The sequence below is a fragment of the Collinsella sp. TM05-38 genome, from assembly GCF_003466445.1.
Classification (GTDB): Bacteria; Actinomycetota; Coriobacteriia; order Coriobacteriales; family Coriobacteriaceae; genus Collinsella.
Window position 1 is genome coordinate 34,860 of sequence record NZ_QSPM01000012.1, and the last position, 24,229, is coordinate 59,088.

The following is a 24,229-nucleotide window of genomic DNA, read 5'->3' on the forward strand; positions in this document are numbered from 1 at the left end:
TCGACTTAGTCCGCTCGATAATGGGAACCGAGACTTTCGGTTCGGTTGCGCATGGCTTTGACTATTTCTTTTGCTAGCTGAATCTGCGATTCTAGGCGGGCAAGGGCTGCGACTTGGCTGTCATGAGCGTTTCGCATGCTCAGAGTCGTTGCTTCCGTCTCTAGGCTCTCAATCTCCTGCAGTGCTGTGGAGAGGCCCCTTTCGGTCCTGTTGATCATGCAGTAGGTGCTCATTGTGTGTTTGAGGCTGCGGGTCAGGTGCTCGGCGTCTGTTGTGGCAATGCCGTACTGGGGGAGGGCGATATCCGCCTTAGGGGCCTCCTCAAGTGCATTCTGTGCTGCTTGGGCTGCCGATGCGCCCGCGATCCGCCCAAACACGATGCCGTTGGCGCTTGACAGGCCACCAATACGATCGGCGCCGTGCATGCCGCCTGTTGCCTCGCCACAGGCGTAGAGGCCCTCAACGCCCGTGTACGCGGTTTTGTTGATCCTGATGCCGCCGTTGGCGGCGTGGGCATACATCGCCACGCGCATCTCGTCGCTCGGCGCGATACCGTGCTCGTCTTGTAGCCAGGTGGCAAAGGTCTGCACAAACTCGGGGACGTCCTCGCGGGGGAAGTCGTAGTGGAGCGCCAAGCCCTCTGCACCTGCCTGATCTATGACGAGGTCGATGGCGCGGGAGGCTAAGCGCGAGGTGAAAGGGCCATATCCGGAGCGCTGCTCAAGCAGACCGTCCAGCTTGCCGTCGGCAATATCGACCGGCTGGTCTACATGTACGTAACGCCAGGTCTTTTCGTTAAAGACAAGGTTTCGCTTAGGCTCGATGAAGCCGGGCATCATCTGCATGAACTCTATATTAGTAAGGGACGCACCGTGCGCCAGCGCGATTCCCTGTGATGAGCTGAGCACGTCGGCGGAAGTGAGGCTGCGCTCGAATAGGCCGCCCGTGCCGCCCGCAGCGACGATAATGGCCTTAGCTGCAATAGGTACGAGATGCTCGCTTGCGCGGTCGTAGAGCACGGCGCCGGTAATCTTCCCGGTTGTGTCCTCAACAAGGTCTATAAGCTCGTGGCGGGGGAGCAGGCGAATGCCGAGCGATTCGATCCGGGCCGTACACGCGTCCTCAAGGGGCTTGCGGGTGAGGCCGCGCCACATGCGCGTCTTGTGGTCAAAGCAGGGGATAAACTGCTTTTGCTGAGCGCTCTCAGCGCTTTGCGGACGCTGGAGCTCAACGCCTAGGTCTTGCTCGAGCCATTCAATTGCCTGGGGAATGCCGTGGACGAACGTCTGGACGAGCGTAGGGTCGGCGACGCCGCCACCAACGGTCTGGATGGAGTTGATGAGGTCCTGTTCGTCGTCTTCGTCGACGGGGCCAATAAGACCAAGGCCCCAGGTGCCCGGGAAGAAGCTCGATCCGCTCATGGTCTTGCCGGCGCTTGCGACGGCAACGGTCGCGCCCGCGCTCGCCGCTTCGATAGCGGCACAAAGGCCCGCAATGCCAGATCCAATTACCAGTACATCAGTCGATTCCATCGGATTCCTTTCTCGTCCGGCGCATTGTCGCATGGGTGATCGGCAATGGGGCCGCAAAGACTCGGCAAATCGGTAAAGGGCAAATATGGCAGGTGGGCGTCATGGACGCGTGATGGTTCCGTCTCGCTGCAACTCATATTCCCCTCCAGCTGATATATCGGTAGTAGATGGTCTTGCGACGGGGTAGCTAAAATAGCCCCGTCCCAAATTAGCTACCCCTCTGGAAGAAAAAAAGAGCCGCTACCCGGGTGGGTAGCGGCTCTAAAGCTCAACTATATGAGCATCGCGCGGGCGCGATTAGGCCTTGAGGGCCTCCTCGACGGCGACAGCGCAGGCGACGGTGGCACCGACCATGGGGTTGTTGCCCATGCCGATGAGACCCATCATGTCAACGTGCGCAGGCACGGAGGAAGAACCGGCGAACTGGGCGTCGGAGTGCATACGGCCCATGGTGTCGGTCATGCCGTAAGAGGCAGGGCCGGCGCCCATGTTGTCCGGGTGCAGGGTACGGCCAGTGCCGCCACCAGAAGCGACGGAGAAGTACTTCTTGCCAGCCTCGATGCGCTCCTTCTTGTAGGTGCCAGCGACGGGGTGCTGGAAGCGCGTGGGGTTGGTGGAGTTACCGGTGATCGAGATATCGACGTTCTCGTGCCACATGATGGCAACGCCCTCACGGACGTCGTCGGAGCCGTAGCAGTTAACGGCAGCGCGGGGACCATCGGAGTAGGGGATGGTCTCGACGACCTTGAGCTCGCCCGTGTAGTAGTCGAACTGGGTCTTCACATAGGTGAAGCCGTTGATGCGGGCGATGATCTGGGCGGCGTCCTTGCCCAGACCGTTCAGGATAACGCGCAGCGGCTTCTTACGAGCCTTGTTGGCGTTCAGAGCCAGGCCGATGGCGCCCTCAGCGGCAGCGAAGGACTCGTGGCCAGCCAGGAAGGCGAAGCACTCGGTGTCGTCGGAGAGCAGCATAGCGCCCAGGTTGCCGTGGCCCAGACCGACCTTGCGGTCCTCGGCGACGGAGCCGGGAACGGTGAAGGCCTGGATGCCCTCGCCGATGATGGCGGCAGCCTCAGAAGCGGACTTGGCGCCACGCTTGACAGCGAGAGCGCAACCGAGGGTGTAGGCCCACTCGGCGTTCTGGAAGGCGATGGACTGGGTGTTGTTGACGATCTCACGCGGGTTGAAGCCCTTGTCGGTGCAGATCTGCAGAGCTTCCTCGAGGGAGGCGATGCCGTTGTCGGCGAGGCACTTGTTGATCTTGTCAGCGCGGCGCTCGTAACCTTCGAACGTAACAGTCATAGTTATTTCCCTCCCTTTCTACTCGTGAACCGGGAACACGCTGGCGACGGAGTGAGTCTCCTCGTCGGTGCGCGGGTCGATGTACTTGGCAGCGTTCTCCCACTGACCATAGTGGCCCATAGCGCCAGCGATGGCCTCCTCGGGGGTCTTGCCGGCCTTGACGGCGTCGGTGAACTTGCCGAGGTTCAGGAACTCGAATGCGATGATCTCGTTCTTGTCGTTGAGAGCCATGCGGGTGACGTAGCCCTGAGCGAGCTCGAGGTAACGAGCGCCCTTGGCCTTGGTGCCGAACATGGTGCCGACCTGAGAGCGAAGGCCCTTGCCGAGGTCGTCGAGGGAGGCGCCCACGGGCAGGCCGCCCTCGGAGAACGCGGTCTGGCTGCGGCCGTAAACGATTTGCAGGAAGATCTCGCGCATAGCAACGTTGATGGCGTCGCAGACGAGGTCGGTGTTGAGGGCCTCGAGGATGGTCTTACCGGGAAGGATCTCGGAAGCCATGGCGGCAGAGTGGGTCATGCCCGAGCAGCCGATGGTCTCAACGAGGGCCTCCTCGATGATGCCGTCCTTGACGTTCAGCGTGAGCTTGCAGGCGCCCTGCTGAGGTGCGCACCAACCCACACCGTGCGTAAGACCGGAGATGTCGGAAATCTCCTTAGCCTGGACCCACTTGCCCTCCTCGGGGATGGGTGCGGGGCCGTGGTATGCACCCTTGGCAACGGGGCACATGTTCTCCACTTCCTGTGAGTACTGCATGCCTCTCCTCTCTATCGTGTTGGCGTCCCGTCTGGGGGTCGTGGCTGGCGATTGCCGGGCGACCCTTCGAAAGGGACATGACATGCAGCCCCTATAATACCGCGAAATGCACGGAATATTCGGCGAACGGCTCAGTTTTCGTAGCGAGAAGTCCGGAAGTTTAAATTGAAACGGTTTAACTCTATGTTCTGTGGTCGCGAACTTCCGTAGAGGGGGTTCGTCTTGGGCAAGCTTTTGGTCAGCTCTTGTATGCGTTGCGGGGGCTGACCTGTTGCAACGGTGCCGTTCGCCGCCTATTTACCGCCTTTGGCCGCGCGAGTCCATTGTTTTGCGTGGATGTTTTGATGGCACGCTTCAATCGTGCTGTATTAGATGGCAAGCAGATCCCGGTGAAGGGAGCGCCATGCAGCGCGTTTGGAGAACGGTTACCGGCTTTTACCATGTCTGTGCCCGCGGTACGGGCAAGCAGCTCATCTTTGAGGGCGACGAAGACCGGTGGGAGTTTTTGGAACTGATGCGCGACTGCTGCCGCGAGGCGGGTGTGACGGTTATCGCCTGGTGCCTTATGGGCAATCACGTGCATCTTGTGCTTGCAGATTACGAGGACGCGATGAGCGCGGCGATGCACCGGCTGCTTTTGACGTACGCGCGGCGGTTCAATAAACGCACGGGGCGCACGGGCCATCTGTTCCAGAACCGTTTTGACCGGCGCTCGCTCGATACCGACCGTTATCTAATGGCTGCCATTCGCTATGTTCACGCTAATCCGCAGGAGGCGGGTATCGCCCTGATCGAGCGCTATCCGTGGAGCAGCTTTGCCGAGTATCTGCGAGCGTATGACAACGATATGACGAGAGGATTTTCCGACCCTTCTTGTGTGCTCGAGCTCTTTGAGTCTGCCAAGGGGTTTCTTGATTATTCTCTGTCGACGCCCGATGGTTCCGATCCGGTGATTCACGATATGGATGAGACGGAGTGGGAGCGGCGTGCGTTTGCCGACAAGATGGCGAAGCGCCTGGGCGTGCCGCTCAACGAACTCAAGACCGTAGCACCGTCGCGTCGAGACGGAATCATTTTCGTCCTGCACGATGGCGGCTACACGGTGCGCGAGATTGAACGCTATACGGGAATCAGCAAGAGTACCGTCTCTCGTATCGTGCGCGCTTATGCTCGGGTGAAGGCTCAGGCTGAGGGCTCGGAATAGACAATGGCCGAATCACTCTTGTCAAGCGATTCGGCCAACATAATTCTTAAGATTTGGGACAAATACTACTGATTATTTTGTCCCGTGAGCATGCCGTCGAGGGTGCGCCAGGCGAGCTCGGCACATTTGACGCGGGCAGGCATGTGCGAGATGTCCTGGAGCTGGGCGGCCTCGTCCAGGTCTTCCAGGTCCTCCTCGGAGAGCTGCTCGCCGCGAATCATGGCGAGGAAGAGCTCTGCCAGGCGGCGAGCTTCCTCAACGGTCTCGCCGGTGATGAGGTCGGCCATGATGTCGGCGCTGGCCTGACTGATGGCGCAGCCGTGACCGGTAAACGAGGCCTCCTCGATCACGTTACTCTCGACGCGCAGCTGCAAGGTGAGCTCGTCTCCGCAGCTGGGGTTGATGCCGTCGTGCTCGTGCGTGGGGGCATCCATCTCGTACTTATAGTCGGGGTGCGAGTTGTGCTCCATAAATGTGGCGGAGGTGTACAGATTACCCATTGAACGTGCTCCAAACGTGATGCAGACCGGCGATGAACTTGTCGATGTCGGCCTTGTCGTTGTAGAAGGCCACGCTGGCGCGGCAGCAGGCGAGGTTCTCGACGCCCAGCCAGGTGAGCAGCGGCTGCGCGCAGTGGTGACCGGCGCGGATGCAGACGCCGTCCATGTCCATGATGCTCGCGACGTCGTGCGGGTGGATGCCGCGGACGTTAAAGCTCACGACGCCGTGATGGTTGTCCCAATAGATGGAGCCGATAATCTGGACAAAGTCGAGCTGCATGAGTTCGCCCATCAGATAGTGGACGAGTGCCTGCTCGCGAGCCTGGATGTTCTCGTAACCCACAGTGTTGACCAGGTAGTCGAGTGCCGCACCCGTGGCGAAGATGCCGGCGGCGTCCTGCGTACCTGCCTCGAACTTCTCGGGGACAGGAGCCCAGACGGCGTCCTGCTCGGTGACCGAATCGATCATCTCGCCGCCGGTGAGCATGGGCGGCATGGCGTTGAGCAGGTCCATCTTGCCCCACAGCACGCCGATGCCCATGGGGCCCATGGCCTTGTGCGCGCTAAAGGCAAAGAGATCGGCGCCCAGGTCGGCCACATCGACCGGCATGTGCGGCAGCGACTGCGCGCCGTCGACAACCAGATAGCCGCCGTATTTGTGCACGAGCTTGCCGAGGTTCTTGACCGGGTTCTCGACGCCCAGCACGTTAGAGACCTGACCCACGGCCAGAATCTTGGTCTTGGGACCCACCTTGGCAAGAACCTCCTCGGTGGTGAGCTGACCGGTCTTGGTGGGGTAGAGGTAGACGAGCTTGGAGCCGGTCTCGCGGCAGACCTGCTGCCACGGAATCAGGTTGGAGTGGTGCTCCATGATAGTGATGACGACCTCGTCGCCCGGTTCGAGGACCGTGGGCGCAAAGCTCTTGGCGACCAGGTTGAGCGACTCGCTCGTGTTGCGGGTGAAGACGACCTCGTTGGCCTGGGCGGCGCCGATGAGGTCGGCGATCTGCTGGCGCACCTTTGCGATGGCGTCGGTGGCCTCGACGGACAGCGAGTACAGGCCGCGCAGGGGATTGGCGTTCATGCGCTGATAGAAGTCGCGTTCGGCGTCGAGCACACAGGCAGGGCGCTGCGCGGTGGCGGCGCTATCGAGGAAGGCGATCTCGGGGTGCTGCTGGAACAGCGGGAACTGGCCCTTGTAGGGGTTGGTCTCGATGTCCACAGTGGGCCAGCCGCGCGAAGCCTCGTCGCTGGCGTCGAGCTCCATGGGCTCGGGGGCAGTACAGGTATCGCATTTAACGTGCTCGGTGTCGATCATGCGAGCTCCTCCTCAAAGTTGTCGATCAGGTTGTTGCCCAGGCGGACGACGGCGGCGCGGGCGCGCTCGTCGGTGGCAGAAAGCACGGCGTCCTCCAGCTTGGCGCGGATGAACAGGTCCTCGGCGGCGTTTTGGTCAAGGCCGCGGCAGGCGAGGTAGAACAGCTGCTCGTCGCGGACGTGACCGATGGTAGCGCCGTGATTACCGGCGACGTCGTCCTCGTCGCAGAGGATGACGGGAACGGTCTTGTTGTCGACGCCCTTGTTGGCCAAAAGCACCGTTTCGCGCTCGGTGCCGGTTGCACCCTTGCAGCCGTGCACGAGGTCGATGGTGCCGCGGTAGACCTTCTTGGACGTGCCGGTCAGCACGCCGTTGGCGTCGATCTCGCACTCGGTCTTGCGACCGCGGTGGCGCAGCTCGTAGTTAAAATCGCGCACCTGATCGCGGGCGCCCAGGTAATCGGTATCGATGGTGACCTTGGCGGTATCGCCCAGCAGGTCGCCGGCAAGGCCGGTGGCGCTGGCGCCAGCACCCAGAACGGTGTGCTGCACGTTGACGCGCGCGCCCTCGTCCAGGAACAGGCCGGTGTCGTCGAGCGCGATCCAGCTATCGTCGAGCGTCTGCGTGCAGGCCACGTTGACGGTGGCGTACTCGTGGGCGCACACGCGTAGCACAGAACCCACGACGCCCTCGCCGGCAACGGGGGAGTCCAGGGCGATCTGCAGGTCGAGCGTCGACTGGGGACGGGCGACGACGTCGATGGCGGCGATGGCCGCGGCTGCATCGACACCGCTCACGCGCACGGTAACCGTGGCGTGCTTGTATGCGGGCACATCGATGACGATGCGCTTGGTAGCGTGCTCGGCCAAGTAGGCGTAGGCAGCCTCGCCCATGCCGGTTTCGAAGGCCTCAGCGGGGGAGAGCTCCTCCTCCAGCTTAATGGCACCGGCCTGGTAGACGGAGGTGGCGGGCACATCGAGCTCGGTTTCGGGCGTAATGCGGGCGCGGTCGGCGGCATCACCGGGGGCGGAGGCGCGGCGCTCGGGGAAGCGCACGGCCATGGCGTCCATGGCGGCTTCGAACGCGTCTGCCACGCCAGTAAACTGCTCGTCCAAGCCCTCGACCTCAACGGCCTCGGTGGGAGCGGCGGCAAGCTCGTCAGAGAGCTCGAGCTTGGTCTGGTTCATCTTGAGCCAACCCCAAGTGGCAGCCGGCATCGCATTGACCTGCTCAAGGGCGGTAGCAGCGGTGTTGGTGGTCTGTTTCATTATCCGATCGCTCCTTCCATCTCGAGCTTGATCAGGTTGTTCATCTCGACGGCGTACTCAAGCGGCAGCTCCTTGGAGACCGGGTTGGCAAAGCCGTTGACGATCATGGTGCGGGCCTCTTCCTCCGAGATACCGCGGCTCATCAGGTAGAACACCTTGTCGTCGCCGATGCGGCCGATGGTGGCCTCGTGGCCGATGTCGACGTTCTTGGCGCGGATGTCCATGGCCGGAATAGTATCGGAGCGGCTCTGGTCGTCGAGCATCAGCGACTGGCAGCTCACGGTTGCCTTGGAACCCTCGGCCTTGGGTGTCGCCACAATAGAGCTGCGGAAGGTCTGGATGCCGCCGCTCTTGGAGATGCCCTTGGTCTCGACGGTCGCCGAGGTCTCGGGGGCGTTGAGCACGACCTTGCAGCCGGTGTCGAGGTTCTGCCCGGCGCCGGCAAAGGTGATGCCGGTAAAGCTCGAGCGGGCGCGGCGGCCGTTGAGCACGCTCATGGGGTAGAGGTAGCCCACGTGGCTGCCGAAAGAGCCGCTGATCCACTCGATGTCGCCGTCCTCGTCCACGCGCGCACGCTTGGTATTGAGGTTGTACATGTTCTTGGACCAGTTCTCGATGGTCGAGTAGCGCAGGTGCGCACGCTTGCCCACAAAGAGTTCGACGGCGCCGGCGTGGAGGTTGGCCACGTTGTATTTGGGCGCGGAGCAACCCTCGATAAAGTGTAGGTCGGCGTCGTCCTCGACGATGATGAGCGTGTGCTCAAACTGGCCGGCGCCCTTGGCGTTGAGGCGGAAGTAGCTCTGAAGCGGAAAGTCGAGCTTGGTGCCCTTGGGCACGTAGACAAACGAGCCGCCCGACCACACGGCGCCGTGCAGGGCCGCAAACTTGTGGTCGGTGGGCGGGATGAGCGTCATGAACTTCTCGTGGATGAGCGGCTCCCACTGCGGATCGTGCAGGGCCTCCTCGATGCCGGAGTAGACGATGCCCATCTTGGACGCCGTGTCCTGCATGTTGTGGTAGACCAGCTCGGAGTCGTACTGCGCGCCGACGCCCGCCAGATAGCTGCGCTCGGCCTCGGGGATGCCCAGGCGCTCAAAGGTGTTCTTGATGTCGTCGGGCACCGACTCCCAGTCGTGCTTTTGGTCGGTGTTGGGCTTGACGTAGGTGACGATGTTGTCCATGTCCAGGCCCTCGATGGAGGGGCCCCACGTCGGGTTGGGGAAGCGGTTGAAGATCTCGAGGGACTTTAAGCGCAGGTCGAGCATCCACTGCGGCTCGTCCTTCTTGGCGCTGATCTCGCGCACGATGTCGGGTGTGATGCCGGCGTCGAGGCGCTCGAATCCCTCCTCGCCATAGGTGAAGTCGTAGAGGCTGCGGTCAATGTCCGCGACCTCGGTGCGGTTCTTGGTCATTGCGTCGCCCCTTTACGCCTGCTGCTCGGCAGCGGCGGCCTCGGCCTGGGCGCGCTGCTCGGCGGCCTCGCGCTCGAAGGTTTCAAAGCCGTTCTTGTCGATCCAGGGGATGAGCGAGGCGTCGTCCTCGCGCACGATGTGGCCCTTGACCATAACGTGGACGCGATCGACATCCAGGTGCTCCAGGATGCGCGTGTTGTGCGTGATGATGAGCATGGAGCCGTCGCAGCTCTTGCGGTAGGCGTCCATGCCGTGGCTGACGGTGGACAGGGCGTCGACGTCCAGGCCCGAGTCGGTCTCGTCCAGGATGGCGAGCTTGGGCTGCAGCAGCAGAAGCTGGAGCATCTCGACCTTCTTCTTCTCGCCGCCCGAGAAGCCCACGCCCAGCTCGCGGTTGAGATAGGCGGTATCCATGTTGAGCTCGGCCGCGAGCTCCTTCACGCGGCGGCGGAACTCCTTGCCCTTCATCTCCAGGCCGGGGCGGCCGGCGATGCTGGCGCGCAAAAAGCTCGACAGTGGCACGCCCGGAATCTCGACCGGGGCCTGGAAGCTCAGGAACAGGCCGGCGCGCGAACGCTTGTCGGTGGTGAGCTCGGTGATGTCCTGGCCGTCAAAGACGATGCGGCCGTCGTTGACCGTGTAGACGGGGTCGCCCATGACCAGGTGGCCGAGGGTGGACTTGCCGGCGCCGTTGGGTCCCATCAGCACGTGGGTCTCGCCAGCGGCGACGTTGAGGTTGACGTTGTGGAGGATGGTCTTCTCGTCCACGGAGGCGGTCAGACCTTCGATGGAAAGCAGCGGATTTGCGCTCATGCTGTCCCTCTCTGTATATGGTGTACTCATAGGTGTACTAAACCCTAGGAATCTTCTCGGAATAAAGTTACTATGGGTTCGGCTTTAGTCAAGGGAAAACCCGACTAATCCACTCGACTTTTCAAATTCTGGGACAAAATAACCTGTTGTGTTTGTCCCACTTAATTAAGATTTGGGACAAACAAACCTGGTTATGTTGTCCCAGATGCGATGGGAGGGTAGGTATGCTCATTTCTTCCAAGGGCCGCTATGCCCTCCGGCTGATGATCTATATCGCGGCGCTGGGCGACGCCGAGGGCAAGATTGCCCTTCGTGAGGTTGCCGACCGCGAGCGCATTTCGCAGAAGTATCTGGAACAGCTGGTTCGTCCGCTTATGAAGGCTGGTCTGCTTAAGAGTGTGCGCGGCAAAGGCGGTGGCTACATGATGGCCAAGGACCCGGCCGAGGTGCGCGCCGGCGACATCCTGCGCGCCGTCGAGGGCAGCACGGCGCCCGTGGCGTGCGATGGCATCGACAACAGCTGCACCCGCAGCGATTTGTGCTCGACCGTCAAATTCTGGCGCGGTCTGGACGACGTGATCGAAAAGTACGTCGACGGCGTGACGTTGGCCGACTTGGCTGCCGTTCCAGAAATTAACTTCGACATTAAGCTGTAGGTTGAACGCAATTCCTTAAGATTTTGCGGAGGGTTGTTGCCGTTTACCGAGGGGTTGTTGTGCAACAACGGGTGAGCTGCAATACTTAACTCTATCTTTGCAAACCGCACTTTAACTACACCAATGCAGGGAGGATCTTATGCAGCCTAAGCATTCTGCTATTGTCGCGGGCCTGACGCTGGCGCTTTCGTTTGGCGCCGTTTCCGCGCCGGCACCCGCCGCTGCCGAGGAGCCCACGCCGGGCGTTGCCTCGGATGCCACCGATATCGATAAGGGCCTTTACACCCAGCAGTCCTTCTCGGGCGTGCTGAGGTCGGTTCAGGGCGTTTCGTTTGTCAACGTGACCGCCGAGATGAAGTACTTTACCAAGTACGAGAGCCACGGCAACTATAACCAGGGCTTTTCGTATGGTGACGGCTACAACGCGCTGGGCTATTACCAGTTCGACCGTCGTTGGTCGCTCATTCCGTTTATGAAGCAGGTCTACAACTACAGCCCCGAAAAATACAGCATGCTCAAGGATGCGATTGATCGCGGCAGCGAGATTTCCAACGCGAGCAATGCCATGTACGAGAACGGCCAGCTCACCGAGCTGGGCCATATCGCGCAAGATGCCTTCCAAGGTGCGTACAACACCGATCCTGTTGAGTTCTCAGCACTTCAAGATGCCTATGCGTACAACTCGTACTATGCGGTGACCGAGGCGTGGCTCAAGAGCGGCTTGGGCATTGATGTTTCGGGCCGCGCCGATTGCGTTAAGGGCATGGTGTGGAGTATCACCAACATGTGCGGCACCGGTGGTTGCAGGGACTTCTTCCGCTGGGCAAACCTTTCTAACAGTATGACCGATCGCGAGTTTGTGACGGCGCTTTCCAACAGCGTGGTCAACAATGTCGCCACCAAGTATTCGAGCCAGCCCCAGTATCATGAGGGCTGGAAGAATCGTTATAAGAATGAGCTGAAGGACTGCTTGGTTTATATCGCTGAGGACGAGGCTGCCGCTGCGACGCCCGTGCAGCCCGAGCCTACGCCGGCGCCCTCGCCGACACCTGATTCGAATGACGACTCGAGTGACGATGCCAACGATGACAGGATGGACGCGCCCTCGACCGATACTGACGGTGATGGTTCTGCTGGTGGTACTACCGACGACGGCTCTACCTCGAACGGCTCCGATTCGAACGGCTCTGCTGCGGGCGATTCGTCTTCAAGCTCTGCCGGCAATACGGACAGCGACGCTTCTGGTTCGACCGACGCTGACACCTCTGACTCATCCACCGGCTCGAGTGATTCGTCCGCTGACACCGGCCCTAACAACGGCTCTGGCTCTGCCGCAACCCCTGATTCCGATGCTTCCAAGGACGACTCGAATAAGGCGCCGGACACTCCCGTTGCTTCGCCGGACAAGAAGCCTTCTTTCTCCGTGCAGCTTGGTTCTACGCTGGGCTCTTCGCTGATGGCTGGTGTCAATAACGGCTCGACCCAGAACAAGGACAACTCTGATCAGGTTTCCACGGAAAAGACCGAGGCCGCAAAGGGCGACTCCAAGGACGAGGCTTCCGAGAAGACCGAATCTGATAAGGGTTCTAGCTCTGATGAGAAGGGCGACAAGTCCGGTCAGAAGAAGGACGAGAGCAAGACCGAGGGCGAAAAGAAACAGCCCGAAGACGACGACAAGAGCGGTGCTGACAACCAAGTCCAAGAGCAAAATGACTCCAAGACGGTGACCACTACAACCACCACGACCACCACAACCAAGTCCTCGGGCGGAAACATGCCCAAGACAGGCGATCTGATTGTGATGGCGAGCCTTGCCAGTGCGAGCTTGGCCACGCTGGGCGCTACGTCTATCGTAAGTGGTAAGCATAAGCTCGATCAGCAGAAGAGGGCTTCTGGGCAGAACGACTCCGAGGAGTAGTCCCTTTCGGTTGCCCGACAACTAAAGATTCGCAATGGGGGCCGGTGCAGTTGCATCGGGCCCCATTTTGTTGCACAACGATTTGTTATGCCCCCTCAAGGCCTTTGTTCCTACCGTTGCCCGATGCCTTTGCACGGATCCAGCGTTGCACTTGAACTGCTCGCTACAATGGGCTTCGTGCTGCGTTTTAGGGAGAAGTTACGGTGTCTGAACAGGAGTATTGCAACAGTGACGATACTTTTGGCGTACGGCTTGTCAACCATGTCGATGATGCGGTTTTGCCGGTCGGTGTGCATGATTTTGCCGATGCCATTGGTCGTTGCATGCTGGTTGACAAGACCATGTTTATTGCCGATGTGTTGGACTGCGACGCGTCCGTTGTGGTGTGCTGTCGACCCGAGGGTTTTGGCAAGAGCATGAACTTGTCGATGCTCAGGGCTTTTCTGGAGCGTCCAGCGGTCGGTCGCTCTGGTCAGCGTTTGTTTGCCGATGCTCAGATTTGGGATGCGAACGGCGGGCGCTATCGGGATGAGTATGCTTGCTATCCGGTGATATCGCTGGACTTTTCTGGCGCTGGGAGGCGTGGCCCCGCTGTTGCCGGCGTCGTGCGCGATGCCCTTTCGGGCGAGTGCGCTCGCTTGTTGGCGCTCTTGGAGGCTCCGGATTTAGCTCGAGATAAGGTGCGTCACATCGAACGTGTCGCGCGTGGCGTGGCGAGCGCGGACGAGGTTGGCTCGGTGCTCGGTGTGCTCATAGAGCTGCTGGAGATTGCCTGCGATGAGCAGGTTGTATTGCTCGTTGATGGGTACGATGCGGCGTGGTCTCGCCGTGCGAGCGCGAGGGACGCTTCCGACGCCGATCCGGCAGAACTACTTGACCGTGCGCTGTTTGACGCCATTGCCACTGCGCGCGATTCGTTGCGGCTGACGTGTCTGATGGGGGAGTGTCCCGGTCCTGCCGAAGCGGCGCTTTCTTCGCGCGGCTGCTCGTATTGTCTGACGACGCCGCTGTCGGCGTGGTGTGACCGTTGGTTCGGTTTTTCGGATGCCGAGGTCGAGGCTCTTTTGAATCATGCTGGGCGCGAGGAATACCTGAATGATGCGCGTGAATGGCTCGAGGGGTATCGGTTTGGCAGGGCCTATTGCTCGAGTCCAGAGCGTGTGATCGGTTTTCTGGGCCGAGGCTGCACGGCGCCTGTGCGTGCCGATCTGTATGGATATGCCGATTGCCTGAGTAGGGTAGTTGCCGGGTGGAATCTCGACCGCCTTTCGGTCTTGTTTGATTTGCTCGAGGCCCATGGGTGCGCTGAGGCCCCGCTTTGTTTGGGCACTGCAGAGCCAGATGTCTCGCCTGACGATGGCATGTGGACAGCGCTGTATCTGTCCGGTTTTCTCACGACGGATATGACTGAGGAGCCAGAGCATGGCGATCGCTTCCGTGCTTTGCGATTGCCCAATAACGAGCTTCGCCAGGCCTTGCGTCTAGTGATTATTGAGTGGTTTGAGTGCGCTGCAGAAGACATTCGAGACGTCGATGCGTTTCGCGACGGGCTGTGCCATGGGAACGAGGATACCGTGAGGCGGGCGCTAAGCCGCATCTTGGGAGATGCGGGAATCGGTGCGACCGACCCAGATACACCGCTGCCATATCACCTACTCTTGCAAGGACTCTGCTTTGGATTGCCGGGCTATGCCAATCCTGCTTCGAGGCGAAAGTGTGGCGCGGATCGCTGGGACATCCAGGTTTTTCCTACGGGCGCCGCGTTCGACATAGCCGATACGATCGGTATGCTCGATGAACGTCCGCTGATAACGATCAACATGATGTATGACCCCGGTGTGGATGCGCTGGGCCTGGAATTGCTGGCCGTGCAGGCGCTGCTCGACATAGAGCGCGACGGCATCGACGAAATCCGTGTGCCGCGACCCGGCGTTGGCCGCATGCGCTGGGGGTTTGGGTTTGATGGACAGCATGTGGCTACGGTGTACCAGCGGCTTTAAGCGCTGAGGTGTTTCCGGCTTCCGTTACTCGGTGTCCTTCATGGGTGGCATGGGCTTCCAGTTGGGATCCTTGATGATCTTGCGGGCGTCTTTCATGCCACGGCGCAGCGCCGGAATACCGGTCTTATAGCACTTATCGACCGCAGCCAGGCGAATGAATTCCTTGCAGAAGGTCGCGGCATTGCCCAGGCGGAACAGCATGGGGTGGTAGTCACCGTAGATCTGCATATAGCGAGCGAGGAAGCCTCGGTTGCGCATGATGTAGTAGCGGTTGGTGTCGCTCGTAGAGTTGAGCTGGCGCTTGCCGGCGATATCCCAGTTAGAGACGGCGCGGGCGCGCTTGAGCACCACGTCGGCCACAACGGCGGCGGGGAAGTGCTGGCTGGCCACGTAACCATAGCAGGCATCGTCGCCGTAGATGAAGAATCGCGCATCGGGCAGGCCGATCTTGTCGACCACGCGGCGCGAGAACATGCCGCCCTCAAAGCATAGCTGGTTCATGGCGCGGTAGCCCTCGGGTCCCAGGTCCCACTTGGCGACAGGGTTGGGAATGCCGAGCGAAAGGATGAGTTGGTATTGCCAAAAGAAGGCGCCGCCGTCAAAGTCCAGGCGCGAACCCTGGATGACGTCGTAGCGGTCGGTCCACTTGGCAAGACGCTCGATGCCTTCGGGGATGACGAGCACGTCGTCGTCCATCACCCAGAACCATTGAGCGCCCAGGTCGTAGGCGCATTTAGTGCCGGCGGAGAAGCCGCCCGCACCGCCGCCGTTTTCGAGCTGCGGGGCGTAGATGACACGGTCGGTGCCGCCCTGCGCGTCAGGCTGCTCGGTGTCGATGCCCCACAGGTTGGCCAGGCGCTCGTTGAATGCGGCGCACATGGCCTCGGTCTCGCGCGAATTCTCGTTATCGACAATCACGATGCGCCAGGGCGTTGCCGTGAGCTCGGTCATGGAGTCGAACAAGTTGGCCAGGAGTTCCTGGCGCTTGTACGTAACGACGACGATGGCGAGCTTGTCGATGGGGGCGGGAAGGGTTGAAGGCATGGGGCAATATATCCTTTCACGCGCGGCTGGCGATCGCTGCGCGGAAGCTATCGAATACGTCCTTGGGACTGTCTTATTGTAAAGGCTCGGCGCACCTTGACGGCAAGCTTTGAATAAAACGCAGGAACCTGCCACGGCTGTAGCGGCTTTAGCGTCTGACGGCAGCGTGTCTATTGCCGCTTGAGCTTGCGAGCGATAAGGCTTCTAGCTGCGTCGATGGTGAGAAGTGTCAGGGCAAAGACGATGCTAATGACGGTACCCGTGACGATACATATAACTGCCGGGCTGTTTTGGCTGACCAGTATGTTTGCGAGCAACGTATTGAAGACGGGACGCCACAGGCTACTGGCGAGCGACTGCATCACATAGAAACCGAGCGTGGCGGTCGATAAGGTGACGATGGCACCTGCAGTCCGCGAATTGCCTGAGGCACTGCGTCGGGTAGCCGCAAAGAGCAGGGAGGCGGCAGCGAGGGCAAACGAGATCAGCGAGGTCGATTTGTAGGAGAGGATTGTCATCGCCGTGAGGTTGTCGGTGAAGGAGAGTGCTCCTTCCAGGATGATGGTGAGCACCAAAACCGTTACGAGCGAGCGCATGCCCAAGGCGCCCACCCTGTCCGAATCCATGACATCGGTAACGTCGCGGAGCAGTCCGCCGATCAAAAACGCGACTACGTACGTGGTAGCGCTCATGAGCTTTTGGAGCCAAGAAAACTCGCCGGCGCTTGTCGCACTCATGGCGGCCAAATACCCGTTAGCAACGAATGCGAGGATGCTAACGGCGATGACCGTCGTCGTGTAGCTCTTCTGGGAGAGTCGACTCTTGGCCAGTCCAAACCATGGCGCCATGAAGACCGTGGCGGCATAGACCCAGATAAACTCAAGGCCTAGCGTGTACCAGTAGTGCGTGTTGAGGGTAACATCGGGAATGGGGGAGGCGACCGTGGACCACGCGAGTGCCACGAGGCAATAAAACACAGTGGGCAAGATGACCTTGCCAAGGCGCTGCGCCGTCCGTTGCATTTGCGACTTCCATGTTGCTCCATCGTCCCAAGCGCGCGCGGCCGAAGCGATGAGAAAATAGCCCGAGATCATAAAGAAGACTTCGTTGGCCCAGCAGCCGAGCAGGTTGATGAATCCCAGCAGTCCCGAGTAGGGGAAGGCGGCGAGCGGCGCATATTCCACGGCGCCGACGCAGGTCGCTTGGAAGGTCCACTGAAACGTGTGGAATATCGCAATCCCGGCGACCGCGACCAAGCGCAGCGCTTCGATGGATATGTTGCGTGCGGCTTTGGGCTGCATGACGTCCTTTCGTATCGGTTTGCCTCTGCGAGCTCCATAGATTATATAAACGCCCGCTGGCGCGCTGACCCTTTGATACCATGAAACGACAGGTATTTCCTAAGGAGCACATTTGTCTACTAACGCCTCTGGCAGCCCTGTTCTGTCGCTGCTTATTCCCATTTACAATGTTCAGCGCTACCTGCGCGAGTGTCTCGATTCCGCCCTGGCGCAGACGCTCAAGGATATTGAGATCATCTGCATTAACGACGGGTCGACCGACAACTCGCCGGCGATTATCCGCGAGTATATGGAGCGCGATGGGCGCGTCAAGATGATCGACAAGGCCAACAGCGGCTACGGCGACTCGATGAACCACGGCCTGGAGATGGCGCGTGGCAAGTACGTTGGCATCTTGGAGTCCGATGACTTTATGGCGCCCGACGCACTCGAAAAGCTTGTTTCGGCCGCCGATAGCAATAATGCCGACTTTGCGAAGGCGAACTTTGATTTCTACTGGTCTAAGCCCGAGGAGCGCCGTTCGCTGCACGAGATGTTTAAAGCCAAGGACTGCGGCAAGCCAGTGCACCCGAGCGATACGACGCAGTTCTTTAAGCAAAAGCCGTCGATTTGGTCGGCCGTGTACCGTCGCGATTTTCTTGACCGCAACGGCATTAAGTTCCTGCCGACTCCGGGGGCATCCTTTCAGGACACGTCATTCGCCTTTAAGGTGATCGCGTGCGCCGATAAGGCTGTTTACCTTCATGATGCCGTGTTGTCTTATCGCCAGGACAACGAGAATTCCTCGGTCAATTCTTCGGCTAAGGTCTTTTGCGTCAATACCGAGTATGCCGAGATTGAGCGTTGGATTCGAGAGGATTATGCCCGCGACCACGCAAGTGATGACGTCGCGCGCATGCTCAAGTTCAATCAGCTCATTAAGTACGATTCGTACATGTGGAACTACGTGCGCCTGGCGCCTAAGTTCTATAAGGAGTTCCTGGTTCAGATGGCCAAGGAGTTCCAAGCGGCCTTGGACGCCGGGGACTTTTCGCTTGACGACCTCAAGCCGTGGAAGCGCGCAAATCTCGCTGCCATCCTCAAAGATCCTGAGGGCTGGGTTGACGAGCATCCGAGTTTTGCGACGGATGGTGCCTTGGGGCGTGCTAAGTATTACGCCTCGGTTGGAGGCCCAGGCGTGGTTGCTGCTTTCCTCATCGAATCGCTGAGGGGGTAGGTCGGCATGGGAGAGGCCTCGTGTCCTAAAGCTACCATTGTCGTCCCCGTTTACAACTCTGCGCGCTCCATTCAGCGATGCCTCGATTCGCTGTTGGCCCAGTCCGAGCGCTCGATTCAGGTTGTCTGCGTCAACGACGGTTCGACCGATGATTCGTTGAACGTGTTGCGCCAGATTGCGCAGGCCGACGATCGCGTACTGGTGATTGACCAGGAAAACGCGGGCGTCTCGTGTGCTCGGAATGCCGGTATCGATGCCGCCGAGGGCGAGACCGTCTTTTTTGTGGACGCCGACGATTACATCGATGCTCAGATGGTCGAGCGCGTGCTGCATGCCATGGAGTCTGCAGATGCCGAGGCCGCCGTTTTTGGCGGCGTCTGTGAACCTGCCGATGCTGCCCCCAAACGCGTCCAGCAACTCATGAGCCCCAAAGCTGGTACCTTCGGCGCCCGTGATCCCCAACTGCTGTTCCATTCGAATGCGCAGCCCTATGCCTGCCGCGCGGCTTTTTCGCGCGAGCTGCTCAATCGCGAAGGCATTCGCTTCGCCCCCGGTTTGGCTTTGGGCGAGGACGTCGTCTTCCAATTTGCGGCTTATGCGCTTGCCCACAAGACCGTCGTCATGCCGGACAAGTTCTACCACTACGTGATGGAGAGTGAATCGGCGACGCACGAGTTCAACAGTGTCGAGGCTCGCGCCAAAAAGCTCGATGCCCATATGAGGATGCTCGAGGAGGTCTTGGAGGACTGGGCGGCCTACGGTCTTTTGGACCTGTGTCCCGGCGAGCTGATAACTTGGTTTTTGGACCTAATTGTGTTCGACCTGGCGCGCTTGGATGCTGATGACTTCCAACGCGTGGCGTCTCGCGTCAACATGGACCTCACGACGTTTTTGGGAACGGCGTGGGCGGATATGCCCGCCAAGGGCGCCGTTTGCCGTGTTGCCCACAAGCTCGTTGCGGCGACCTCGGGCGTTTCGATGGCAGACGCCACGCTGTTCTATCTTTCGACTCGCGGTCTCAAAGCCTGCCTGGAGCGCTTTCTCTAATTCCAAGCGCTGCCGCCCGCCGCAACTCGGCTGTTAAAATAACCCTGTTACACGCTATTCAACAGGAGGTTCTCTTGCAGAACTCTGATACCCCTAAAGTTTCGCTGCTTGTCCCCATTTGCAATGTGGAGCGCTACTTGCGCGAGTGCCTCGATTCCGCCGTGGCGCAGACGCTCGAGGACATCGAGATTATTTGCATCAACGACGGCTCTACCGATAGCTCGGCGGATATCATCCGCGAGTACATGGAGCGCGATGGGCGCGTCAAGATGATTGACAAGGCCAACAGCGGCTACGGCGACTCGATGAACCGCGGCCTGGAGATGGCGCGCGGTGAGTACGTGGGCATCCTTGAGTCCGACGACTTTATGTTTGAGAATTCGCTCCAAAAGCTGGTCGCCAAGGCCGATGCTGAGCATGCCGATGTGGTAAAGGGCGACTTTTACCTGTATTGGTCCACGCCCAGCGAGCGCCGTGAGCTGTTTGGGATTATTGACGAGCATATGACGGACGCGGCGTATCGCCCCGTCGATCGCCCGGGGATCTTCTACCGCAAACCTTCCATTTGGTCGGCTATCTATCGACGCGAGTTCCTCAACGACAATCAGATTCGGTTCCTTCCCACGCCGGGCGCCTCGTATCAGGACGCAGGCTTTAACTTTAAGGTTTGGGCTTGTGCCGAACGTGCCGCGTTTATTACGGACCCCATTTTGTGCTATCGCCAGGATAACGAGAAGAGCTCTGTTAATTCGCCCAACAAGGTGTTTTGCGTGTGCGACGAATATGCCGAGATGCAGCGCTTTTTGGACGAACGCCCCGAGCTCAAGGCTCAGCTTCAGGGTATTTTAATGCGCATGAAGGTCGATACGTACCGCTGGAATGATGAGCGCCTGGTCGATGGGCTGCGTGGGCAGTTTTGGGAGAAGGCTTCACCCGAGCTCAAGGCCGACTGGGATGCCGGTCGCTTTGACCTGTCGCTGTTTGATCCACGCGGCGAGACCGATTTGCGCCTGATGGTCAAGTCGCCCCGCGCCTATATCGATTCGCGCTTTGACTTTAAGAAGCCGGGCAAGCTCAATACGTTTAAGCATTACTTTAAGATTGGCGGCCTGCCGCTGGTGTGGCGCGTGCTGACGTATCAGCGCACCTACGGCGACAACCCGCACCCTGATGACGTTCCGGCCGCACAGTAGGAGCGAGTGATTATGGCTACCCCCAAGATTTCCGTTGTCGTTCCCATCTACAAAGTGGAGGAGTGCCTGGCCTGGTGCCTGGACTCCCTGCTTGCGCAGGACATGCCCGATTGGGAAGGCGTGTTAGTCAACGATGGCTCGCCGGACGGTTCGCGCGATATTGCGGCTGCCTATTGCGAAAAGGACGCGCGCTTTAGGCTGGTTGATAAGGAGAACGGCGGCCTGTCGAGTGCGCGTAATGCGGGTATCGCCGCGTCCACGGCGCCTATCGTAGCGTTTTTGGATTCCGATGATCGGTTCACGCCCGATGCATGCCGCGTGATCGTCGATGCCTTTGAGCGCGAGGACTGCGACGTTTTGACCTTTGGTGCGAATCCGTATCCGCTGGAGGCGGGGTATCCGTGGCTTAACTATGCACTGAGTCCACGCGGTGTGTCGTTTGAAGGCTATAGCTCTGACCTGCTGTTTAAGGAAGCATCTCGCCCCTTTGCATGGCGCACCGCCTGCAGGCGTGAGTTTTTGCTGGGTAACGGGATCGTGTTCGACGAAACCGTTAAGTATGGCGAGGACCAGGTCTTCGATTTTGCCGTGTACGGTCGTTCGCACAAGACCGCGCTTATTTCGAACAAGCTGTACGACTACCGCGTGGCGCGCAAGGGTTCGCTCATGGACACCATGCGCTACGACGACGAGACACGTCTGCTGGAGCACGTGAAGATTTACTCCGCGGTGCTGGCTGACTGGCAGCGCGACGGTCTCGATGCTCAGCATGCCAATGACCTGGCGTACTTCCTCTGCGACCTGGTGCTGTACGATGCGCTCAGGTTGCTGGGTTCGGACTGCGGCAAGGTGTTTGCTGCCGTTGCCACGGCACTTGCCGGTTCTGCCGTGGGCAGCGATGCTGCGCTCGCACAATGCGCTCCTTCTGTTGCTGCTATGGTGCGTGCGGCGCTTACCAGCAAGGCCCCCAATGCCCGTGGGCGCAAAAAGCTCATGTTCGATTACGACGTCTTGAGGTTTGGGCGCCTGGGTGCTTGCAAACGCATGGCAGCGAACGCCTTGGGAAAGCGAGAAGTGTAGATGAGTATCAAGCGTTTGGCACTTTGCCGCAGTCAGGGCCGTCTTTTTGTGCTGCTTCGTTTTGCCGGTCAGGATGTCGCCGCGCTTATTGAGCGGGAGGGTTCTCAAGCGTTTGCCCGCGCGACGACGAGCGGTTCTTGTGTGTCGTCGCTGGTGCTCCCGGTCGATCATGGCCGTGTGCTGGCGCTTTGCACTTCCGTTTCCGATTACGAGCACGAGCTCGCCGTCTTGGTGCTTCCGTTTTTGGACGGCTCGTCGATGGATGTCGTTTTTGCATCCGGTGGCCAAAGGTTGGGCTCCATTCGCCTCGATAGCCGCGTGGCCAAGCTGGAATCCAAGATTAACTACAAAGCAAAGGCTGCGATGTGCGCGCTCGTTCGCGATGCACAGCGCGGCGAGTGCTGCGGTCGCTATGAGATCGATGCCGTTCGTTATTTACCGGCAGACGCCGGCGCGGTGTGGCGCTATGAGGTTACGTGGGTGGGAGACCCCCAGTGCGCACCTGAGCTCCAGGTCTTCGATACGCATATGAACGCCATCGATGCCACCATGCATGTGTTTGAATCGCAGGTCGATGTACCGCAGTGCAACGGATGCCGCGTCAATAAAACGTATCTGAGCGTTGAGATGCCTCGGGATATACGAGATTTTGTCTCGATTGTGAGCGATCCTACGGAGCAGATCCAGAGCGGGTTTTGCGCCATGGATGGTCGCCTGTACAACGGCATGGTCGACGACAGCTGGAACCGCATGAAGGATGCACGCGCTGACGACGCAGCTTATCGACGTTGGTTTGAGCAGCATCGCGCAAAGCCGGGCGATCTGGCGTGCCAGCGTGTCGCTTCGGCGGCCTTTGCCTATAGGCCGCTCGTGAGCATTGTGGTGCCGTGCTACAAGACTGATCGGGTCTACCTGCGCGAGCTACTGGACTCGGTGCTAGCCCAGAGCTATGACAACTGGGAATTGCTCCTTATGGATGCCTCACCTGAATGGGATGCGGTTGCCGACCTTGCGGCAGGCGCCCACGACGAGCGCGTTCGTCGCATTGGGCTGCCCGGCAACGGCGGCATTGTGGTCAACACCAACGCAGGTATTGAGCAAGCGATGGGCGACTACATCGCGTTCTTGGACCACGATGACATTCTGGAGCCGGACGCGTTATTCCACTATGTTTCCGCGCTGAATAAGGCGGCCGAGGGCGAGCGCCCCCAGGTCCTATTCTGCGACGAGGACATGTTCCAGAAAACGGGGGAGTGGGGCCAGCCGGTCTTTAAGACCAAACTCAACGTCGACCTGCTCTATAGCCATAACTGCGTGACGCATTTCCTGATGGTGGAGAAGGCGCTCATCGATCGTATTGGCACGTCCCCAGAAGACGTTGCGGGTGCCCAGGACTACGACCTGACGCTTCGCTGCCTTTCGGCGGACGCGCGGTTTGAGCATGTTGCGCACGTGCTGTATCACTGGCGCGTTCATCCGGGATCGACCGCCGACGGATCCGCCGACAGCAAACCGTATGCCATCGAGGCCGGGCGCCTGGCTCTGCAGCGCCACTTTGACTCGCTGGGCGTTCACGGAACGGTCGAGGAGACCGAGACGCCGTTTGTCTACCGCATGCGCTATGCGCTGCCGGAGCCTGCGCCACTGGTGAGCATTGTGATTCCCACCAAGGACCATGTTGAGACGCTCGATGCTTGTGCGATGTCAATCGCCCAGAAGGCCACGTATGCCAACTACGAGATCGTCTTGGTGGAGAACAACAGCGAAGCCCCGGAGACGTTTGCGTATTACGAAACCCTGCCGGAGCGCGTGGTCGCGGCATCTGAGGGCAAAGGTAGCGCGCGCGTTGTGTACTGGCCGGGCGAGTTCAATTACTCCCAGATCATTAACTTTGGCGTGGAGCATGCCAAGGGCGACTATCTGCTGCTGCTCAACAACGATACCGAGGTCATAAGCCCCGACTTTATCGAAGAGATGATGGGTTATCTGCAGCGTCCCGATGCGGGCGTGGTGGGCGCCAAACTCTACTTTGCCGATCATCTGGTGCAGCATGCCGGCATTGTGGTTGGGGTACGCGGCGCACTTGCCCATGCCAACCAGGACTTCTCGGCAAAGCGCGAGGGCTATCTTGCTCGTGCCGTACGACCGGGCAGCTTTAGCGCCGTAACAGGTGCCTGTCAGATGGTCCGACGCGACGTATTTGAGCGGGTCGGAGGCTACGACGAGGAATTCGCCGTCGGCTTCAACGACGCGGACTTTTGCCTTCGTGTGTGGGAGGCGGGCTACCGCACCATCTTTACGCCCTATGCCGAGCTGTATCACTACGAGTTCACCTCGCGCGGCAGGGAAGAGGCCAACGAGGAAAAGCTGCGCCGCTGGAAGCGCGAGCAGGCACTGTTCATGCAGCGCTGGCCGGAGTTCTTCCTCGATGGCGATCCGTGGTTGGGGCCAAACCTATCTGCCGAGAGTGAGTATTTCTCGGTCTAAGGCAATGGGTTTAGGAAGTCCTGAACTTTCTTTCGCTATGAGCTTGGAAGAAAGCAATGGTGGACTACTAACTAAGTCATATTACGAAAGCTCGATACTTCCGCGATAAGTTTATACAAGCTTATACAGCTCGATATTATTCGATATAAGTAGATATCGCACTTGCCTTTGCCGGCTTACCCGCC

19 protein-coding genes are annotated in these 24,229 nt (G+C 59.7%); 9 read left to right on the plus strand and 10 right to left on the minus strand.

The features are described 5' to 3' along the window. Positions 1 to 5 precede the first annotated feature (5 nt). From DXD49_RS10015 to DXD49_RS07560, 3 genes are all read right to left on the minus strand, one after another. The gene (locus tag DXD49_RS10015; RefSeq protein WP_117794636.1) at positions 6 to 1,532 is read right to left on the minus strand and encodes an FAD-dependent oxidoreductase; all 1,527 of its coding nucleotides are present in this window, start codon (positions 1,530 to 1,532) and stop codon (positions 6 to 8) included. Between the two features lie 297 nt (positions 1,533 to 1,829). Next, positions 1,830 to 2,834, minus strand: a complete 1,005-nt coding sequence (locus DXD49_RS07555) for a GGGtGRT protein (RefSeq protein WP_117640944.1) — start codon at positions 2,832 to 2,834, stop codon at positions 1,830 to 1,832. Positions 2,835 to 2,852: 18 nt separating this feature from the next. Beyond that, positions 2,853 to 3,587, minus strand: coding sequence for an iron-sulfur cluster assembly scaffold protein (locus DXD49_RS07560; RefSeq protein ID WP_006235554.1), 735 nt, complete (start codon positions 3,585 to 3,587; stop codon positions 2,853 to 2,855). A gap of 403 nt (positions 3,588 to 3,990) precedes the next feature. On the opposite strand from DXD49_RS07560, the gene DXD49_RS07565 reads away from it, so the two are divergent. After that, positions 3,991 to 4,791 (plus strand): transposase, encoded by an 801-nt coding sequence (locus DXD49_RS07565; protein ID WP_117743578.1) that lies wholly within the window; start codon positions 3,991 to 3,993, stop codon positions 4,789 to 4,791. A 65-nt stretch (positions 4,792 to 4,856) separates the two neighbouring features. Here DXD49_RS07565 and sufU read toward each other — a convergent pair whose 3' ends face one another. From sufU to sufC, 5 genes are read right to left on the minus strand one after another with little or no spacing between them, the layout of a single operon-like run. Beyond that, a complete protein-coding gene (sufU, locus tag DXD49_RS07570; protein ID WP_117794637.1) occupies positions 4,857 to 5,291 on the minus strand; it encodes a Fe-S cluster assembly sulfur transfer protein SufU in 435 nt (144 codons plus the stop codon). Further along, complete coding sequence (locus DXD49_RS07575; RefSeq protein ID WP_199569004.1) at positions 5,284 to 6,609, minus strand: aminotransferase class V-fold PLP-dependent enzyme; 1,326 nt, start codon at positions 6,607 to 6,609, stop codon at positions 5,284 to 5,286. The genes sufU and DXD49_RS07575 overlap by 8 nt, the downstream gene beginning before the upstream one ends. Further along, positions 6,606 to 7,877 carry a SufD family Fe-S cluster assembly protein gene (locus tag DXD49_RS07580; RefSeq protein ID WP_117794638.1) on the minus strand — a complete coding sequence of 424 codons (1,272 nt, stop codon included), beginning with the start codon at positions 7,875 to 7,877 and terminating at the stop codon, positions 6,606 to 6,608. Before DXD49_RS07580 ends, DXD49_RS07575 begins: the two co-directional genes overlap by 4 nt. Then, positions 7,877 to 9,289 (minus strand): Fe-S cluster assembly protein SufB, encoded by a 1,413-nt coding sequence (gene sufB / locus DXD49_RS07585; protein ID WP_117794639.1) that lies wholly within the window; start codon positions 9,287 to 9,289, stop codon positions 7,877 to 7,879. The genes DXD49_RS07580 and sufB overlap by 1 nt, the downstream gene beginning before the upstream one ends. A gap of 12 nt (positions 9,290 to 9,301) precedes the next feature. Next, the gene (gene sufC, locus DXD49_RS07590; RefSeq protein WP_006235561.1) at positions 9,302 to 10,102 is read right to left on the minus strand and encodes a Fe-S cluster assembly ATPase SufC; all 801 of its coding nucleotides are present in this window, start codon (positions 10,100 to 10,102) and stop codon (positions 9,302 to 9,304) included. Between the two features lie 224 nt (positions 10,103 to 10,326). Between sufC and DXD49_RS07595 the strand changes: the two genes are divergently transcribed. From DXD49_RS07595 to DXD49_RS07605, 3 genes are all read left to right on the plus strand, one after another. Next, positions 10,327 to 10,758, plus strand: coding sequence for an Rrf2 family transcriptional regulator (locus tag DXD49_RS07595; RefSeq protein ID WP_117735619.1), 432 nt, complete (start codon positions 10,327 to 10,329; stop codon positions 10,756 to 10,758). Between the two features lie 139 nt (positions 10,759 to 10,897). Next, positions 10,898 to 12,676: a hypothetical protein gene (locus tag DXD49_RS07600; RefSeq protein WP_117794640.1), complete on the plus strand. Its 1,779-nt coding sequence runs from the start codon at positions 10,898 to 10,900 to the stop codon at positions 12,674 to 12,676. A gap of 203 nt (positions 12,677 to 12,879) precedes the next feature. Continuing rightward, positions 12,880 to 14,676 carry an AAA family ATPase gene (locus DXD49_RS07605; RefSeq protein ID WP_117794641.1) on the plus strand — a complete coding sequence of 599 codons (1,797 nt, stop codon included), beginning with the start codon at positions 12,880 to 12,882 and terminating at the stop codon, positions 14,674 to 14,676. A gap of 24 nt (positions 14,677 to 14,700) precedes the next feature. Here DXD49_RS07605 and DXD49_RS07610 read toward each other — a convergent pair whose 3' ends face one another. Continuing rightward, positions 14,701 to 15,720, minus strand: coding sequence for a glycosyltransferase (locus DXD49_RS07610; protein ID WP_117794642.1), 1,020 nt, complete (start codon positions 15,718 to 15,720; stop codon positions 14,701 to 14,703). Between the two features lie 170 nt (positions 15,721 to 15,890). Next, positions 15,891 to 17,021 carry an acyltransferase gene (locus tag DXD49_RS07615; protein WP_117794643.1) on the minus strand — a complete coding sequence of 377 codons (1,131 nt, stop codon included), beginning with the start codon at positions 17,019 to 17,021 and terminating at the stop codon, positions 15,891 to 15,893. A 112-nt stretch (positions 17,022 to 17,133) separates the two neighbouring features. On the opposite strand from DXD49_RS07615, the gene DXD49_RS07620 reads away from it, so the two are divergent. The 5 genes from DXD49_RS07620 (at position 17,134) to DXD49_RS07640 (ending at position 24,044) form a co-directional block, all read left to right on the plus strand. After that, complete coding sequence (locus DXD49_RS07620) at positions 17,134 to 18,237, plus strand: glycosyltransferase (protein WP_117794644.1); 1,104 nt, start codon at positions 17,134 to 17,136, stop codon at positions 18,235 to 18,237. 6 nt (positions 18,238 to 18,243) lie between these two features. Next, the gene (locus tag DXD49_RS07625; RefSeq protein ID WP_117794645.1) at positions 18,244 to 19,284 is read left to right on the plus strand and encodes a glycosyltransferase; all 1,041 of its coding nucleotides are present in this window, start codon (positions 18,244 to 18,246) and stop codon (positions 19,282 to 19,284) included. 74 nt (positions 19,285 to 19,358) lie between these two features. Continuing rightward, a complete protein-coding gene (locus DXD49_RS07630) occupies positions 19,359 to 20,477 on the plus strand; it encodes a glycosyltransferase family 2 protein (RefSeq protein WP_158564877.1) in 1,119 nt (372 codons plus the stop codon). 12 nt (positions 20,478 to 20,489) lie between these two features. Then, the gene (locus tag DXD49_RS07635) at positions 20,490 to 21,557 is read left to right on the plus strand and encodes a glycosyltransferase (RefSeq protein WP_117794647.1); all 1,068 of its coding nucleotides are present in this window, start codon (positions 20,490 to 20,492) and stop codon (positions 21,555 to 21,557) included. Continuing rightward, positions 21,558 to 24,044, plus strand: a complete 2,487-nt coding sequence (locus DXD49_RS07640; protein ID WP_117794648.1) for a glycosyltransferase — start codon at positions 21,558 to 21,560, stop codon at positions 24,042 to 24,044. The last annotated feature ends 185 nt before the right edge of the window (positions 24,045 to 24,229 follow it).